This window comes from Microtetraspora sp. NBRC 13810 (genome assembly GCF_030268685.1).
In the GTDB taxonomy this organism is placed as follows: domain Bacteria; phylum Actinomycetota; class Actinomycetes; order Streptosporangiales; family Streptosporangiaceae; genus BSRQ01.
In genome coordinates, this window is the sequence record NZ_BSRQ01000004.1 from 258,674 (window position 1) to 273,935 (window position 15,262).

The window sequence follows — 15,262 nt, forward strand, 5'->3', positions numbered from 1 at the left end:
CCCTCCCGGGCGGGGGGAACGCCGTACCGGGTCAGCCCCAGGTGAGCAGGCGGGCGGGGTTGGCGCGCAGGACGCGGTCCACGAGCTCGTCCCCGGCCTCGGCACGCAGCCGGGGGACGAACCGGCGCGGCAGGTAGGCGAGTCCCGGCATGCCGCCGTAGGCGGTGTACCGGGTGCGCCGCGCCACGTCGCCGCCCAGCAGGATGCGCCCGGCCGCCCCGCGCGCCGCCGCCTCCACCAGGCAGCGGATCAGCTCCGAGTCCGTCCGGTTCCGGCTGCGCGCCATCCCGTCGTAGCCCAGGTACGCCCCGGCCGCGGCCAGCTCGGCGTGCAGGCCGGGGTCGGGGTTGCGGTCGGCGTGCGCGAGCACCACCCGGCCGGGCGGGACGCCCATCCCGGCCAGCAGTTCGAGCACCTCGAACGCCGCGCTGCCGTACTCCAGGTGCACCATCACCGGCGCCCCGGTCCGCACGTGCGCGCCGGCCACGGCGGTCAGCACCGTCCGCTCGAAGGGGCTGATCGACCAGTAGCCGACGCCGGACTTCAGCAGCCCGGCGCGGACCGGTTCGCCGGACGGGCCCAGCGCCTCCCTGCCCCGGTCCGCGCCGTCGTGCGCCGGGACCGCGTCCAGCAGGTCGGCGGTGAAACGCCGTTCGAGCTCGGCGGCGGTGAGGGACCGGATCCAGTGTTCCTCCGGGTAGTGCGCCTCCCGGTGCGCCCCGGTGGCCATCACCACCCGCAGGCCGGAGGCGGCGCTGATCCGGGCCGTCGCCTCGGGGTGCCGCCACAGGCCGGTGGGGGTGGCGTCGACCATCGCGTCGATGCCCGCCCCCCGTAGGGAGGCGGCCTCCCTGCCGCTCAGCTCCTCGTCGTCCAGCTCGTCACCGGGGAGCAGGGGGCTGATCTGGAAGAGGTGCTCGTGGTAGTCGGTGGCGCCCAGCTCGTCCGGGGGGATGTCGCCGAGGACCGTGCGGACGAGTTCGGTCATCGGACCGCTTCCGCGATCCCGGCCAGCCGCCGCACCACGTCCGGGGTGAGCGACAGCCCGAAGACCTCCGCGATCACCTGGGTCCAGCCGTGGATGAAGTACGACCAGCCGTCCACCACGGTCAGCGACCGTTCGGCGGCCTGGGCGCGGGCCTGGGCCAGGAACTCCAGCGAGCCCCGGTAGTTCAGCTCCCACACCAGGGCCCGTTCGGGGAACTCGGCGTCGCCGGGAAGCGGCGAGCCCGGGCGGTCCTTGCCCAGGCCGGTGGCGTTGACGACGAGGCTGCCCGGCGGCGCCTGCCGTACGAGCTTGCCGGACTCCTCGGCGGAGGCGACGACGTGGTAGCCGAACAGCTCCGGCGGCAGGCCGCCGCGGGCGTGCACCTCGCGGAGGTGCTCGACGCGGCGCGGGTCGGTGTCCGCGCAGACGATCCGGCGCGGCCGGTCCGCGCGCCCGGCCAGCCACCAGGTGATGGCGGTGCCCGCGCCGCCCGCGCCCAGGCAGACGACCTCCGCCCGGCCCGCGAAGTGCCGCTCGGGGAGGAACTCGGTGAGCGCCAGCCCCGCCGAGATCGGGTCCTTGGCGTGCCCGACCAGCCGCCCGTCCCGCTTGGACACCGACGAGATCTCCCCGCACAGCCGGGCGAAGTCGTCCAGCTCGTCGAACAGTCCGGCGGCGGCCTCGTACACCCGGATCTTGTGCGTGGTGATCAGCGCGCCGCGGTATCCGGGGTCGTCCCGCATCGCCGTGACGAGTTCGCGGTAGGCGCTGTCGGGCGCGTCCAGCGGCAGGTCGTGCCCGACCAGTTGCTCGGTGGGCAGGCCCAGCTCGCGCGCCCAGCGCGGGAAGGTCGTGCGGATGGAGGAGTGCGCGGTGTCCACGCCGACGAACCCCATCCGGACATCTGCGGTCACGTGCGTGCCTCCTGGAGAACGGGATGCGCGGGCTCGCGCCCGGCGAGTACGGCGAGCACGTCGGCCACGGCGAGCGAACCCATCCGGTCCACCGCCTCCACGGTCTGCGCGCCGACGTGCGGCGTGATCACCACCCTGTCGGCGAGCGCCGGGTCGAGCAGCGGGCTCCGGCCGTCCCCGGCGTACTCGTGGGCCAGGGTGTCCGCGCCGTAGCCGCCGAGCCGCCCGGCACGGAGCGCGGCGGCCACCGCCGGCTCGTCCACCAGGTCGGCGCGGGCGGTGTTGACGATCACCAGGCCGGGTGCGGCGGCGGCCAGCCACTCCGCGTCGATGAGCGTCGTGCCGCCGGGGGTGTGCAGGGAGACCGCGTCGCAGCGGGCCGCGAGCCCGGCCGGTGACTCCGGCTCGGCGCCCGCCGCGCGCACCACGTCGGCGGGCACCAGCGGATCGCTCACCAGGACCCGGCTGCCGAAGCCGGTCAGCCTGCGCGCGAAGGCGCGGCCGATCCTGCCGAAGCCGATCACGCCGACGGTGAGCGGGCCGAGCTCCCTGCCGCGCAGCACCGACCAGTCCCCTTCGCGCACCCGGCGGTCACCCGCGGGCACGCCGCGCAGCACGTCGAGCAGCAGCGCCACCGCGAGGTCGGCGACGGCTTCGGTGTTGGCTCCCGGCGTGTTGGTCACCACGACGCCGCCGGCCGCGGCAGCCGCCAGGTCGACCGCGTCCACGCCGACGCCGTAGCGGGCCAGCACCCGCAGCCGGGGCGCCGCGGCGAAGTGCTCCGCGCCGACCCGGCCGGTGCCGGCGATCCAGGCGACCGCCTCGGCCAGCGGGCCGCGCAGTTCCGCCAGGTCGTGCGACGCCGGGCCGCGGACGACGGTCAGCCCGGCCCCGGTCAGCTCGGCGGCGACGTCGACGTCTCCGCTGGAGAAGGAGCGGGAGGTCACCAGGACGGTTCCGGTCATCGTTCTCCCTGTGCCGAGGTGAACCACGGTTCCAGCCGGTCGTAGGCGTCGAGGAAGATCTCGTGCCGCCGGCGGTAGGCGGCGTGCCGTTCGGGGTCGGGGGTGAACTCCGCGGTCACCTCCGACAGGGAGCCGGCCACGCCGAAGCCGTCGAGCACCCCGACGCCGACTCCGGCGGTCACCGCCGCGCCCAGGCTGTTGCCCTCCTCGGCCACGGTGCGCCGCCTGACCGTGCAGCCCCACACGTCGGCCAGGATGCGCAGCCAGATGTCGCTGGCCGCGCCGCCGCCGATCGCGTCCACCCGGTCCACCGGCGCGCCCGCCTCGCGGAACGCGGCCACGCAGGTGGCGAGGTTGAAGGCGACCCCTTCGAGCACCGCGCGGGTCAGGTGCGCCTGCCCGTGGTGCCTGGCCAGCCCGAGGAACGCCCCGCGCGCCTCCGGGTTCCAGTACGGCGAGCGCTCGCCGAGCAGGTGGGGCAGGAAGTACAGCCCCTCCCCCGACGCCTCGGCGGTGTCGGCCTCGGCCACCATCCTGCGGAACCGGCCGGCCTCGTCGCCGGGGGCGAGCAGTTCGGCGATCCACTGGAGGGAGCCGCCGCCCGACTGCATGGTCGCGGTCGGCACGTAGTGGCCGGGGATCACGTGGTCGAAGGTCATCGTGCGCATCGCCGGGTCGTACAGCGGCGCCGTCGCGGCCAGCGACACCCACGACGACGAGCCGAGGTAGGCGTACGCCCCGGACTCGGGCGCGACCACGCCGGCGCCGACGGCGGCCAGCGGCCCGTCTCCGCCGCCGATCACCACCGGCGTCCCCGGACGCAGCCCGGTGTGCTCCGCCGCCTCGGCGGTCACCCCGCCGACCACCGTCGTCGAGGGGACGATCTCGGCGAACAGCGCGGGATCGAGGCCCCCGGCCGCGAGCAACTCCGCCGACCAGGCCCCGGTCCGCTGGTCGTAGGCGTTGGTGCCGGAGGCGTCGGACGGGTCGGTCACCAGGACGCCGGTGAGTTCGCGCACCACGAAGTCCTTGGCCAGGCACACGTGTGTGACGCGGGCGAACACCTCGGGCTCGTGGTCGCGCACCCACATGACCTTGCTCAGCGAGTAGGTCGGGTTCAGCCGGTGCCCGGTGATCCGGTACGCCCGCTCCATGCCGATCTCGTCGAGCAGCGCCCGGCACTGGGCGGTGCTGCGATGGTCGGCCCAGATGATCGCCGGGCGCACCGGCCGGTAGGCGGCGTCGAGCAGGACCGCGCCCATCATCTGGCCGGAGAACCCGACGGCGCGCACCGACGCCGCGCCGACGCCGGTGTCGGCCAGCAGCCGGCGGGTCGCCTCGCCGACCGCCCGCCACCAGTCGGCCGGGTCCTGTTCGGCCACTCCCCCCGGGCCGAACCGGGTGGGATAGGTCACCGTCACCGCGGCGACCAGCCGGCCGTCGTCCTCGTGCAGCGACGCCTTGTCCCCTGTGGTGCCCAGGTCGTGGGCCAGCAGCATGCTTTCTCTCCTTCGCGGTTGGCCGCGCCTAGGTCGCCCGGGTGCGGAAACGCCGCCCCTGGAGCAGGTCCAGCGCCACGGCCAGCAGGATCAGCAGGCCGATCGCGGTCTGCAGCCAGAACGGGTCGATGCCGAGCAGGGTGCCGCCGTTGTTGAGCAGGCCCACGATGAGCGCGCCGACCAGCGCGCCGAGCGCGGTGCCGCGGGCGCCGAACAGGCTCGCCCCGCCGATCACGCAGGCCGCGATGGCCTGGAGTTCGTAACCGGTGCCCGCGGTCGGCACGCCGTTGCCGAGCCGGGAGGCCAGCAGGATGCCGCCGAGCGCGGCGAGCAGCCCGGACAGCGTGTAGACGCTGATCAGCACGCCGCGTACCGGCACGCCCGCCAGCCGGGCGGACTCGGCGTTGGACCCGACGGCGTAGACGTACCGGCCCCACAGCGTGCGGCGCAGCGCGAAGGCGGTGACGCCGAGCACCAGGACGGTCAGCCAGATGAGGTTGGCCACGCCGAGGAACTCGCCACCGGCGATCTCGGCGAACGGCGCGGGCAGCGGCTGGATGGTCCGGCCGCCGGTGTAGAGGAGGGTCAGGCCGCGGGCGATGCCGAGCATGCCGAGGGTGACGATGAACGGCGGCATCCTGAACACCGCGACCAGCACTCCGTTGATCGCCCCGGCCGCCGCGCCGGCGAGCAGGGCCAGCACGAGCCCCGGGATCACCCCGGCCGTGCTGGTGGCGTCGAACACCGCCTGCGCCACGATCACCCCGGACAGGCCGACGACCGACCCGACGGACAGGTCGATCCCGGCGGTGAGGATCACCAGGAGCTGGCCGAGCGCGATGATCGCGTAGATGGACACCTGGCGGCCGAGGTTGTCCAGGTTGACGCCGGTGAGGAAGGTGTCCGAGGCCAGGCTGAGGATCAGCACGAACAGCAGCAGGACGGGGACGCCGGACAGGTCCCGGCCGAGCACCTCGCGCAGGGTGAGGATCTCGTTTGGCTCCGGTTCCCGTTTCGCCGCCCTGGGGGCCGCGCCGTCCGGTGCCGTGGTCTTGGTGTCGGTCATCAGGGCTCCTGCGGGGAGGGGGCTTGGGCCCGCGGCCCTGCCGTGCTGGCGAGGCGCAGGATCTCTTCTTCTGTGGCGCCGGCGGCGGGCAGCTCACCGGCGACGCGGCGTTCGGACAGCACGACGATGCGATCGCACAGGCCGAGGAGTTCCGGCAGGTACGACGAGACGACCACGATGGCCATGCCCGACGCCGCCATGTCCGCGATGACCTGGTAGATCTCCGACTTGGCGCCGATGTCGACGCCCTTGGTCGGCTCGTCGAGCAGCAGCACCCGGGCGCCGAGCGCGCGCCATCGGGCGATGAGGACCTTCTGCTGTCCGCCGCCGGACAGCGAGGTGACGGGGTCGTCCAGGCTGTGGTACTTCAGCCGCAGCCCGGCCAGCGCGTCCTCCACCCGGGAGTCCACCTCCCGGCGCCGGATCAGGCCGCCCCTGGTCATCGAGGGCATCGCCGCCATGGCGACGTTCTCCCTGATGGACAGCTCGGGCAGCAGTCCGGACTCCTTGCGGTCCTCGGTCAGCATGCCGATGCCGCGCCTGGCCGCGTCGCGCGGCGAGCCGGGCGGCACCCGCTCGTCGTCCACCAGCACCTGGCCGCCGTCCACCGGGTCGGCGCCGAACACGGCCCTGACCAGTTCGGACCGCCCGGCGCCGAGCAGCCCGGCGAGCCCGACGACCTCGCCCCTGGCCACCGTGAGGTCCACCGGCTCGGGGAACCCGCGCACCCGCAGGCCGCGCACGGTGAGCCTGGCCCCCTGCGCCGGGGTCCTGGTCCCCGGGTAGAGCTCCTCCACCGACCGGCCGACCATGGCCTTGATCAGGGAGTCGTGGTCCAGCTCGGCCAGCGGCGCGGTGCTCACCAGGCGGCCGTCGCGCAGCACCGTGACCCGGTCGCCGATGGCGAACATCTCCTCCAGCCGGTGGGTGACGTAGAGCACGGCCATGCCCTCGCCGCGCAGCACGGTGATCTTGCCGAGCAGTTCCTCGGCCTCGTGCTCGGACAGGGCGGTGGTGGGCTCGTCGAAGATCACCAGCTTGCTGTCCGCGCCCAGCACCCGGGCGATCTCGATGAGCTGCCGGGTGGCGGTGGGGAGGGCCGCGACCGGGGTGTCCAGGGGCAGGTCCGCGAGGCCCACCCGGTCCAGGTAGTCCCGCGCGGCCCGCCTGGAGCGCGCGCGGTCGACCACCCAGCCGCGCCGCGGGAACCGGCCCATCAGCAGGTTGTCCAGCACGGACAGCTCGGGGAGCAGGCTCAGCTCCTGGTAGACGGCGCCGACTCCGGCGTCGCGCACCTGGGCCGGGGTGGGGGCGGGCCCCATGTCCCGGCCGAGCACCTGGTACTCGCCGCCGTCGCGGACCACCGCTCCGGTGAGGATCTTGATCAGGGTGGACTTGCCCGCGCCGTTCTCCCCGGCCAGGCAGTGCACCTCGCCGGGCGGGAGGACGAGGTCCACGTCGCTGAGCGCGGTGACCGGGCCGAAGGTCTTGCCGACGCCGCGCAGCCGTACCACTTCGCTGGTCATGGCCTCAGCCCTTGGTCTTCGGCGGGTTCAGCAGCGGTTGCAGTTCTTTCGCGCCGACGTTCCCCCCGTCCACCAGCACCGCGCCCGGGTCGAGGTTGACCGGCGGATTACTGCCGACCACCGCCATGGCCGCCTCGGCGACGCCCTGGTAGCCGAAGAAGAACGGGTTCTGCACCACGATCGCGTCGATGGCGCCGTCCCGGACGGCCTGCACCTCGGCCGGGTCGGAGTCGAAGGCGACGACGGCCAGCCGGTCGCCGGCGTTCTTCTCGGTGACCGCCTTGGCCGCGCCGGTGCCCGAGGTGTTGTTGTCGGCGAAGATGCCGGCCAGGTCGGGCGTCGAGGTGATCGCGTCGTTCACCTGGCCGACCGCCTTGTTCAGGTCGTTGTCGTTCACCAGGGTCTGCGTGATCCGCGCCTGCGGGCAGTCCTTGGCCAGCCCGCTCTTGAAGCCCTCGAACCGGTCGATGAGCACCTGGACGCCGGACACGGCGGACTCGTGCAGGACCTTCCCGTCCGCCTTGCCGGCATCGGTGATCAGCTTGCACATCCTCTCCCCCGCCTGCTGACCGGCCTTGACGTTGTCGGTGCCGATGAACCCGTCGGAGGCGGTGGTCACCTTGTTGTCCACGGTGATCACCTTGACGCCGGCCTGGCGCGCCCGGTCGATGACGCCGTTGAGGGCGGTGGAGGAGTTGGCGGCCAGCACGATCGCCTTGGCGCCGCGTGCGATCGAGCTCTCGACCAGGCGCACCTGCGGCTCGATGTCCGCCTCGGAGGTGGGCCCGAACAGGCTCGTCTTGACCCCGAGGTCCGTGCCGGCCTTCTTCGCGCCGGCCAGCATGGACTGCCAGAACTCCGAGTCGGTGGCCTTGACGATCACGTCGACCTCGGTCCCGGCCACCGCGGCCGGCCCGGCGGCGGCCTCGGAGGAGGCAGGGGAGTCGAAGACGGCCTTGCCGGCGACGAACCCGGCCGCCAGTGTGACCAGTGCGAGGAACCCGGCGAGTCCGGGCGAAAGGTAGCGGATGCGTTTCATGAAGAACTCCCGAAGGGGACGAGTTCGTAGCCGTCTGCGGCACGCATCGCGCGCCTGCCCATGCCGTTCCTGAGTACCCAGTCGTAGTCGTGCCCGGCGCACCCCGGATAGACCGCGAGGAACCGGTACGGCTCCGCGCCGACGTTCACGCTGCGGTGCGCCCAGCCGGGTGGGATGTAGCCGATGACGCCGGGGGCCATGTCGATCCAGTGCGAACGCTCGCCGTCGAACATCAGCAGCCCGCCGACGCCCGACAGCCCGAGGTAGATCTCGCCCTGCGCGTCGGGGTGCTGGTGGCCCTTGGTCATGTACAGTTCGCCGCCGCAGTCGCCCGGGTAGATGGTGGTGATCGACTGGGGCAGTTCGCGGTTCTCCTCGGGGACCGGCGAGGAGGCGACCGTGTAGACGACGGGATCGCCGGCCGCCTGCGCCTGCCGCCAGGCGGCGGTGTCGGCGAAGGCGCCCGTCATGTCGGACATCCGGCGGGTGAGCAGCGGACCCTCGGGGGTGAGGGTCCCGGCCCCGGCGTCCAGGACGATCCGCAGCGGATCCAGGGGGAGGGAGGCGAACGCGCTCAAGAATCGGCACCTTTACTGGTCGTTGATCGCAGCTCTCGTGCTGCTTCCTCGAAGTCGGCGGCCGCCTGCTCGGTGAGCGGGTCGGCCAGGAGCGCCTCCGCCACCTGCGGCGGGAGCGCGAAGGCGGTGACGCCGGCCTCGGCGAGCGCCACCACGTCCTCGACACCGCGCAGGCTGGCGGCGAGGATCTCCGCCCGCGCGCCGGTGCCGCGCAGGACCCGGACCATGGCGGCCACGCCCTCCACACCGGGACGGCCGTTGTCGCTCATCCGCCCCACGTACGGAGCCAGGTATCGGGCTCCCACCGCGGCGGCGACCAGCGCCTGCGCCGGGTGGTAGACCGCGGTCAGCAGGACGGGCACCCCGTCTCGCACCAGGGACGCCGCCGCCTCGACCCCGGCCCGGGTGGCCGGGACCTTGACGACGACCCGCGGCCCGATCGCCGCCAGTTCCCGGCCGCTGCGGGCCAGATCCTCCGCGGACCCGCCGACGGCCTGGAAGAACACGTCACGGGCCCCGTGCCCGACCGCCCAGGAGTGGAAGGCGGGGAGCTCGGCCCATGACAGGCCCGCACGCCGGAGGAGGGACGGGTTGGTGGTCACCCCGGCGAACAGACCCGTGCGCAGCAGCGGTTCAGCGACCGTGCGGTTCACAGTGTCGAGATACAGCTGCAACATGCCGGTGAAGTGTAATCCTGTCATTACAAGCTTTCAAGGCATGGTGCAGGGTGGATTGTGAGGTTACGGTGGGGTGTGTTCAGGGGTGTCGTGACGGTCAGGCCGTACGGCCGGCGTCACCGGGAGCCGTCGCCGAGGTTCCCGGATCGGCGTCGTTCACCGGGCTCCGGGGAGGGTCACGGTCTGGAAAGAAGGGCACGAAGATGCGCTGTCCGCCGCGCAACGGCCTCACCCGGACGGCGACGCTTCACGCCACCCGCCCGTCGGTCGTCACCTGGTGACGATCATCAGGGGACGGGCCGCGCCCGCGTGGCGGTCGAGTTCCACCTCGAAGCGGCTGCGGTCGCCGCGGTGGAAGGCCACGAAACTCTCGATCGGCGCCATGCCGTCGGTGAAGCTCACGCTCCGCAGGACGAGCACCGGGCCGCCCGGCTTGATGCCCAGTGACCGCGCCAGCCCCGTCCCCGCCACCGCCGCCTCCACCGAACGCCGCCCGCGGACCAGCCGCACCCCGTACTTGTTCTCCAGCAGCGCGTACAACGACTGGTCGGTGAAATCCTCGTCGAGCAGCCCGGGGGCGAGGTCCGCCGGGAGATGCGTGACCGTGAGCACCCACGGCTCCCCGTCCACGAACCGCAGCCGCTCCAGCAGCACGACCGGCGCCCCGATCTCCAGCCGCAGCTCGCTGGCCACCTGCGCGTCGGCCGGCACGATCTCCAGTTTGCGCACCTCGCTGCGCAGCCGCCCGCCCCTGGCCCGGACGTCCTCGTCCAGCCCGGTCAGCGACTGCACCAGCCCCTCCGAGGTCTTGGGCTGCGCCACGAACGTGCCGCGCCCCTTGACCCGGTCGATCACGCCCTCGTACTCCAGCTCGGAAAGCGCCTGCCGCACAACCGTACGCGACACGCCGTACGCCTGGCACAGGTCATGATCACCGGGCAGCCGATCTCCCGGCCGCAACGCCCTCCCGCTGATCTCGTCCAGCAGGATCTGCTTGAGCTGGTGGTAGAACGGCAGCGGCGAGGACCGATCGATGGCGGCTGACGACATGTCATGAAAGGATAACAACCTCCCCGGCTTCTCTCTCCGGCCGCCTGGCCACGGTCTCCGCAGCCGCGTCGTGCCCGGCGCACGACCCCCACCTCACGCCCGCCCGGAGCCGTCCGACGGCCCATCATGACCGAGTCCGGCTCCCCGGTTCCAGTCCTGGAAGGCCGTCGAGGTCATCAGGACATCAGGACGGTGGCGCGTCCGGGAACCAGTTGCCGTGGAAGCCCGCCGGCACGCCGCGCGGCAGTTCGACGGCCGCCACCGGCTCGGCGGCGAGGTCGGAGGCGTCGAGCACGAGGAGCCGGGACGCGCTCCCGTCGGCGGTGGTGGTGATGGAGATCAGCCAGCCGTCGTCCTCGCGCCGCGGCCCGGCGGTCGCGGGCACGAACACCGCCTCGCCGGCGAGCGTCCACGGCGGCAGCGTGTGCCCGGTGACCTCCCCGCCGGACAGGTCGTACTTGACGATCTCGGGGCCGGAGACGGCGTACAGGTAGCGTGCGCCGCGGCCGACCCGTTCGTCGTCGAGCGTCGGGTACTCCACCCCGCGGTCGTCCAGCGCCTCCTCCCTGGCCACGCCGGTCGCCGGGTCGAGCGTCCAGCGGTGCAGCCGGGCCGAGCCTGAGGGGGCGGCGGCGGCCGCGGCGGCGGGTCCCGCCGGGTCGTCCGTGCCGCCGGCCGTGCTCCACATGGCGGTGAAGTCGGCCCGCCCGTAGCGGACGGCGTCGAGCACGACGCGTCCCGAGGCGTCCTCGTGGGCGTTGCCGACGTGGAAGACGTAGCAGGGATCCACGTCGAACCAGCGCACCGGCGCGCCGGGCCGGTCGTGCCGCATGACGCCGAGGCGCGCGCCGTACCCGTCGTCCCACTGGTAGGGCATGGTCCTGCCGACCAGTTCCGGCCGGAAGGTGAGCGGCAGATCGAGCCAGACCACATGGTGCTCGGTGATGGCGAAGTCGTGCATCATGGTCCCCCCGGGGACGGTGATCTCACGGCTGTGCGCCAGCTCGCCCGACGCGTCGAGCCGGTGGTAGGTCAGGTACGGCGGGCGTGCGCCGTACCCGAAGAAGTGCAGCTCACCGGTCTCGGGGTCCTGCTTCGGGTGCGCGGTCATGGCGGTGGTGAGCCGCCCGCCGAAGTCATGCGCGCCGACCGTGCCGAGCTCCGGCGTGACCTCGTACGGCAGGCCGCTCTCGTCGAGCGCGAGCACGCGTCCCGCATGCCCGACCACGTGCGTGTTCGCGGCGACGACGGTCAGGTCCCTGGTGCCGTCCGGCCCGAACTCCGGCCGGCCGGCGAAATATCCGGTGCGGACCCACCGGTTGCGATACCACTCGGCCCGGCCGTCGCGCAGCCGTACGCCGTGCAGCATGCCGTGTCCGTCGAACAGGTGGCCGGGCTGCTCGCCCGGCAGCGGGTTGGGGCCGTTGCGGACGAAGCGGCCGGTCAGCTCGGGCGGCAGCGTGCCGATCACAGGCAGGTCGGCGGCGTCGATCTCGTCTGCTACCGGGGCCATGTAGCCGCTCAGGTAGGCGGGTGTCTGGGACATGTCCACTCCTTTCGGTGCGGACCAGACTCTACGTATCCAGTTGGATATGTCAATACGGACCTATCCAGGTGGAGATGATAGGCTCGGCGGCATGGCGCTGCGATACGCACTGCTCGGTCTGCTGGCGGAGCGGCCCGCGAGCGGATACGACCTGGCGAAGGAGTTCGAGGGCGACCTCGGGCGTTATGCCTGGCAGGCCGGCCACAACCGGATCTATCCGGAGCTGGCCCGTCTCGCGGCGGAGGGCCTGGTCGAGGGCGCCGAGGAAGGCACCCGGGGCCGCCGCGTCTACACCATCACCGCCGCCGGGCTCGCCGAGCTGCGCGCGTGGCTGCTCCAGCCGCAGTTGGGCGGCGCGGTGCGCAACGAGGGGGTGCTGAGGCTCTTCCTGCTGTCCGCGCTCGACCCCGGCGACGCCCGGAAGATGCTCAACGAGATCGTCGCGCACACCGAGCAGGAGCTCGCCCGGCTCAAGGACACCGTGTCCGGCGAGACGCCGATCTCCCCCGGGGGCCGTCTGGACTTCGGCTGGCTCGCCGCCGGCTACGGCCTGCGCCAGTACGAGGCCTCCCGCGATTGGGCCGTCTGGGCCCTCGGCGAGTTCGACAAGGCGGAGCGCCGCCGGACCGGGCGCCATTAGGCCAGTTCCTTTTCCTGGAGCCGCTCACCGGTGAACCGCTGACCGATCACTTCGTGGATTTCCTGCTTTCTGCGGCTTGCGGCCGATCGATCAGGCCCGTCGCCGGTGTGGCCCTCCGACGCCGGCTCAGCCGGGTTCGCCGTCCGGTTCCGCGACGGCCGGGGCGGGTGCGGATCCCGGCTCGGGCCGGCCGGTCATGTTCATGGCCACGCTCTCCGAGAAGACCGAGGTCCGTTCCACCCGTGTTCCGTCCGGACGGATCTCCACCTCGATCTGCAGGACGATCCCGCGCACCTTGGACGTCCGCCGGGAGCCCGCCCGCCCGGCCCGGCCCGGTCGCCCGGTCACGCTGACCGAGGTGGTCCTCCCGTAGGCCCCGGTACCGTTGACGGCGGCGGTCACCCCGCCCGACAACAGGGTGAGGAGAACCAGCGCGCCCCAGGCCCGAGGGTCGTCCTTCAGGTCGGTCGCGATGTTGATCACGATGCCGAGCGCCGAGGTGACGGCCGCTACGGCCAGCGCGAGCACGAGGCGGCTCCTCATGGGCCCGGCTCCGTCGCACCGGCCCGGGCGCGGACCGTCACAGGATGACCGGCGCCCAGGGTACGGGCGGCGGTCTCCGCCACCTCGCCGAGCAGCGCCCGCGCCCGCGCCGTCTGCCCGATGCGCAGGTACAGGTAGCCCAGGTTCGCCGACGCGCGCAACGTGTCGGGGTGGGCCGCCCCCAGGAGCCGCCGCCGGGCGCGCACCACTTTCACCAGTTCGGTCTCGGCCTCGGCGGTCCGGTTCTCACCGAGTTCGGTCAGCACCGCGGCGAGGTTCACCCGTGCCGTGAGCGTCTGGGGGTGACGGGGGCCCAGGACGCGGCCGGTGGCCCGCACGATCTCGCGGAGATGGCCGGCGGCTTCTTCCGTTCCGCCGCGCGCGGCCAGCAGCGCGGCGAGGTTGGCACGGGCGACCAGGGTGTCGGGATGCTCCTCGCCGAGAACCTGCCGCATCTCCGGCAGCAGGCCGGACAACTCCCGCTCCGCCTCGGCCACCCGCCCGGCGTCCCGCAGCGCGACCGCGAGGTTGGCCCGGGAGGTGAGGGTCAGCGGGTGCTCGGGGCCGAGGGCACGGCGGCCGGCGTGCACGATCGCGTCGTAATGGCTGACGGCTTCGCCCGGCCGGCCGCGGTCGACGAGCAGCGCGGCGAGGTTGGCACGGGCGGCCAGGGTGTCGGGATGCTCCTCACCGAGAACCTGCCGCATCTCCGGCAGCAGGCCGGACAACTCCCGCTCCGCCTCGGCCACCCGCCCGGCGTCCCGCAGCGCGACCGCGAGGTTCACCCGGACCTGGAACCGCTCAGGACCGGACGATCCGCCCGCCGCCCCACGCAGCGCGGTGACCGCCGCCTCGGCCCTGCCCCGATCGAGCAACGCGAGCCCGCGCCTCGCGCGCCGCCCCCCTGCACCGGCCCGCCGCATCAGGAGAATGCTGGCCGACGCCACCACGGCCGCCGCTCCGGTCGTCCACAACGCCGGCGCCGGCACGCCGAGCCCGGCGAGCACCAGGAAGCCGACCAGCGCCGCCAGGAGTCCGCCGCCCAGACGCCAGGCACCCGGCGACAGCACCGGGCGGACACTCCACACTTCCTCGGCCGGTGAGAATGCCGGCATCTCGTACGCTCCACGTGCCTCGACCGGCATGCCGTAGTCGTTGTCAGGCGGGGTACCGGCCTGCGAAGCCGGCGGGGACGCACCGGTGTTGATCCGGTCCGCCTCCGTGGCCTGGACCACGTACGGCAGGGCGGCGATGTCCTCGTCATGGCCGAGCAGCCGCGTCAGGATCCGCTCGGCCGTGGGGCGGTCCTCCGGCGCCTTGGCCAAGGCGGACCGCACCAGGCCGCGTAGCGGTTCGGGCAGTTCCGCCAGGTCGGGGTCGTAGGTGAGGACCCTGAACATGATCTCGTGCACCGAACTTCCGCCGAAGACGTTGACGCCGGTCGCCGCGAAGCCCATCGTGGCCCCCCAGGCGAAGATGTCGCTGGGCGGGCCCGCCGCCCCGCCTTCGATCAGCTCGGGCGCCATGAAGGCGAGGGTGCCGACGACCCTGCCGGTGAACCTCGGGTCCGCGTCGCTGAGGCGGGCGATGCCGAAGTCGACCACTTTCGGCCCGTCCGCGGCGATGAGCACGTTGCCCGGCTTGAAGTCACGGTGCACGACCCCGGCGCGGTGAATCGCCGCGAGGGCGGTGGCCGTGCCGACGGCGAGCCGGTGCAGCGCGGCGCCGCGCAACGGCCCGCTCGCCTGCACCACCTGGTGCAGCGGGCGGCCGTGGATGTACTCGGCCGCCACGTAAGGGACGTCATCGACCACACCGGTCTCCAGGACCCGTGCCGTGCCGGACGCTCCCACGCGCTGGACGCTCGCCAGCTCACGCGTGCTCGCGGTGACGCGCGGCGCGGCGCGGAGCAACCTGACCGCCGCCCGCTCGCCGCTCTCGCCCACCCCCAGGTAGAGGATCCCCTGGCCGCCCTCGCCGATCCGGCCGGTCAGCCGGAAGGATCCCACCCTGCTCGGGTCTTCCGCTCGCAGCGGGCCGACATCGGTCACTCACGCCTCCGCCAGAAAGCAGGGCCCGTCGCACAGCACTCTACGGCTTGACCGCCCCGCGGACACGGGACTCCGCCTGATCCGGGAGTCGGACGGCCCCGCTTCGATGCCCGGTCACGGCACTGTGGACCCGGTCAGCAGGTTCGACTCCCACGAGCCGGACCGTTCGGAGTCCGGCGG

General features: G+C 73.3%; 14 protein-coding genes. 1 reads left to right on the top strand and 13 read right to left on the bottom strand.

What is annotated here, in order from left to right; all coding sequences use genetic code 11:
- Positions 1–31 precede the first annotated feature (31 nt).
- From QSK26_RS10915 to QSK26_RS10965, 11 genes are all read right to left on the bottom strand, one after another.
- The gene (locus QSK26_RS10915) at positions 32–988 is read right to left on the bottom strand and encodes a phosphotriesterase family protein (protein ID WP_285774925.1); all 957 of its coding nucleotides are present in this window, start codon (positions 986–988) and stop codon (positions 32–34) included.
- On the bottom strand, positions 985–1,902 hold the full coding sequence (locus QSK26_RS10920; protein WP_285774926.1) for a shikimate dehydrogenase family protein: 918 nt from the start codon (positions 1,900–1,902) through the stop codon (positions 985–987). The genes QSK26_RS10915 and QSK26_RS10920 overlap by 4 nt, the downstream gene beginning before the upstream one ends.
- On the bottom strand, positions 1,899–2,867 hold the full coding sequence (locus QSK26_RS10925) for an NAD(P)-dependent oxidoreductase (protein WP_285774927.1): 969 nt from the start codon (positions 2,865–2,867) through the stop codon (positions 1,899–1,901). The genes QSK26_RS10920 and QSK26_RS10925 overlap by 4 nt, the downstream gene beginning before the upstream one ends.
- Positions 2,864–4,366 (bottom strand): xylulokinase, encoded by a 1,503-nt coding sequence (xylB, locus tag QSK26_RS10930; protein WP_285774928.1) that lies wholly within the window; start codon positions 4,364–4,366, stop codon positions 2,864–2,866. The genes QSK26_RS10925 and xylB overlap by 4 nt, the downstream gene beginning before the upstream one ends.
- A gap of 28 nt (positions 4,367–4,394) precedes the next feature.
- Positions 4,395–5,432, bottom strand: a complete 1,038-nt coding sequence (locus QSK26_RS10935; protein ID WP_285774929.1) for an ABC transporter permease — start codon at positions 5,430–5,432, stop codon at positions 4,395–4,397.
- A complete protein-coding gene (locus tag QSK26_RS10940) occupies positions 5,432–6,958 on the bottom strand; it encodes a sugar ABC transporter ATP-binding protein (protein WP_285774930.1) in 1,527 nt (508 codons plus the stop codon). The genes QSK26_RS10935 and QSK26_RS10940 overlap by 1 nt, the downstream gene beginning before the upstream one ends.
- Before the next feature lie 4 nt (positions 6,959–6,962).
- Complete coding sequence (locus tag QSK26_RS10945) at positions 6,963–7,997, bottom strand: ABC transporter substrate-binding protein (RefSeq protein ID WP_285774931.1); 1,035 nt, start codon at positions 7,995–7,997, stop codon at positions 6,963–6,965.
- Positions 7,994–8,575, bottom strand: coding sequence for a glucose-6-phosphate isomerase family protein (locus tag QSK26_RS10950; protein WP_285774932.1), 582 nt, complete (start codon positions 8,573–8,575; stop codon positions 7,994–7,996). Before QSK26_RS10950 ends, QSK26_RS10945 begins: the two co-directional genes overlap by 4 nt.
- A complete protein-coding gene (locus QSK26_RS10955) occupies positions 8,572–9,252 on the bottom strand; it encodes a transaldolase family protein (RefSeq protein ID WP_285774933.1) in 681 nt (226 codons plus the stop codon). Before QSK26_RS10955 ends, QSK26_RS10950 begins: the two co-directional genes overlap by 4 nt.
- Positions 9,253–9,522: 270 nt before the next feature.
- A complete protein-coding gene (locus QSK26_RS10960; RefSeq protein ID WP_285774934.1) occupies positions 9,523–10,302 on the bottom strand; it encodes a GntR family transcriptional regulator in 780 nt (259 codons plus the stop codon).
- A 184-nt stretch (positions 10,303–10,486) separates the two neighbouring features.
- Positions 10,487–11,848 (bottom strand): carotenoid oxygenase family protein, encoded by a 1,362-nt coding sequence (locus QSK26_RS10965; protein ID WP_285774935.1) that lies wholly within the window; start codon positions 11,846–11,848, stop codon positions 10,487–10,489.
- 91 nt (positions 11,849–11,939) lie between these two features.
- On the opposite strand from QSK26_RS10965, the gene QSK26_RS10970 reads away from it, so the two are divergent.
- Entirely contained in the window at positions 11,940–12,488 is a 549-nt protein-coding gene (locus QSK26_RS10970; protein ID WP_285774936.1) for a PadR family transcriptional regulator, read from the top strand.
- 126 nt (positions 12,489–12,614) lie between these two features.
- On the opposite strand, the gene QSK26_RS10975 is transcribed toward QSK26_RS10970, so the two are convergent.
- A complete protein-coding gene (locus QSK26_RS10975; protein ID WP_285774937.1) occupies positions 12,615–13,031 on the bottom strand; it encodes a hypothetical protein in 417 nt (138 codons plus the stop codon).
- A complete protein-coding gene (locus QSK26_RS10980) occupies positions 13,028–15,082 on the bottom strand; it encodes a serine/threonine-protein kinase (protein WP_285774938.1) in 2,055 nt (684 codons plus the stop codon). Before QSK26_RS10980 ends, QSK26_RS10975 begins: the two co-directional genes overlap by 4 nt.
- Positions 15,083–15,262: the final 180 nt, after the last annotated feature.

Bases quoted from the DNA above. Each gene is read 5' to 3' on its own strand.
- QSK26_RS10915 (WP_285774925.1), bottom strand. From the start codon at position 988: ATGACCGAACTCGTCCGCACGGTCCTCGGCGACATCCCCCCGGACGAG.
- QSK26_RS10925 (WP_285774927.1), bottom strand. From the start codon at position 2,867: ATGACCGGAACCGTCCTGGTGACCTCCCGCTCCTTCTCCAGCGGAGAC.
- xylB (WP_285774928.1), bottom strand. From the start codon at position 4,366: ATGCTGCTGGCCCACGACCTGGGCACCACAGGGGACAAGGCGTCGCTG.
- QSK26_RS10935 (WP_285774929.1), bottom strand. From the start codon at position 5,432: ATGACCGACACCAAGACCACGGCACCGGACGGCGCGGCCCCCAGGGCG.
- QSK26_RS10940 (WP_285774930.1), bottom strand. From the start codon at position 6,958: ATGACCAGCGAAGTGGTACGGCTGCGCGGCGTCGGCAAGACCTTCGGC.
- QSK26_RS10945 (WP_285774931.1), bottom strand. From the start codon at position 7,997: ATGAAACGCATCCGCTACCTTTCGCCCGGACTCGCCGGGTTCCTCGCA.
- QSK26_RS10955 (WP_285774933.1), bottom strand. From the start codon at position 9,252: ATGTTGCAGCTGTATCTCGACACTGTGAACCGCACGGTCGCTGAACCG.
- QSK26_RS10960 (WP_285774934.1), bottom strand. From the start codon at position 10,302: ATGTCGTCAGCCGCCATCGATCGGTCCTCGCCGCTGCCGTTCTACCAC.
- QSK26_RS10965 (WP_285774935.1), bottom strand. From the start codon at position 11,848: ATGTCCCAGACACCCGCCTACCTGAGCGGCTACATGGCCCCGGTAGCA.
- QSK26_RS10970 (WP_285774936.1), top strand. From the start codon at position 11,940: ATGGCGCTGCGATACGCACTGCTCGGTCTGCTGGCGGAGCGGCCCGCG.
- QSK26_RS10975 (WP_285774937.1), bottom strand. From the start codon at position 13,031: ATGAGGAGCCGCCTCGTGCTCGCGCTGGCCGTAGCGGCCGTCACCTCG.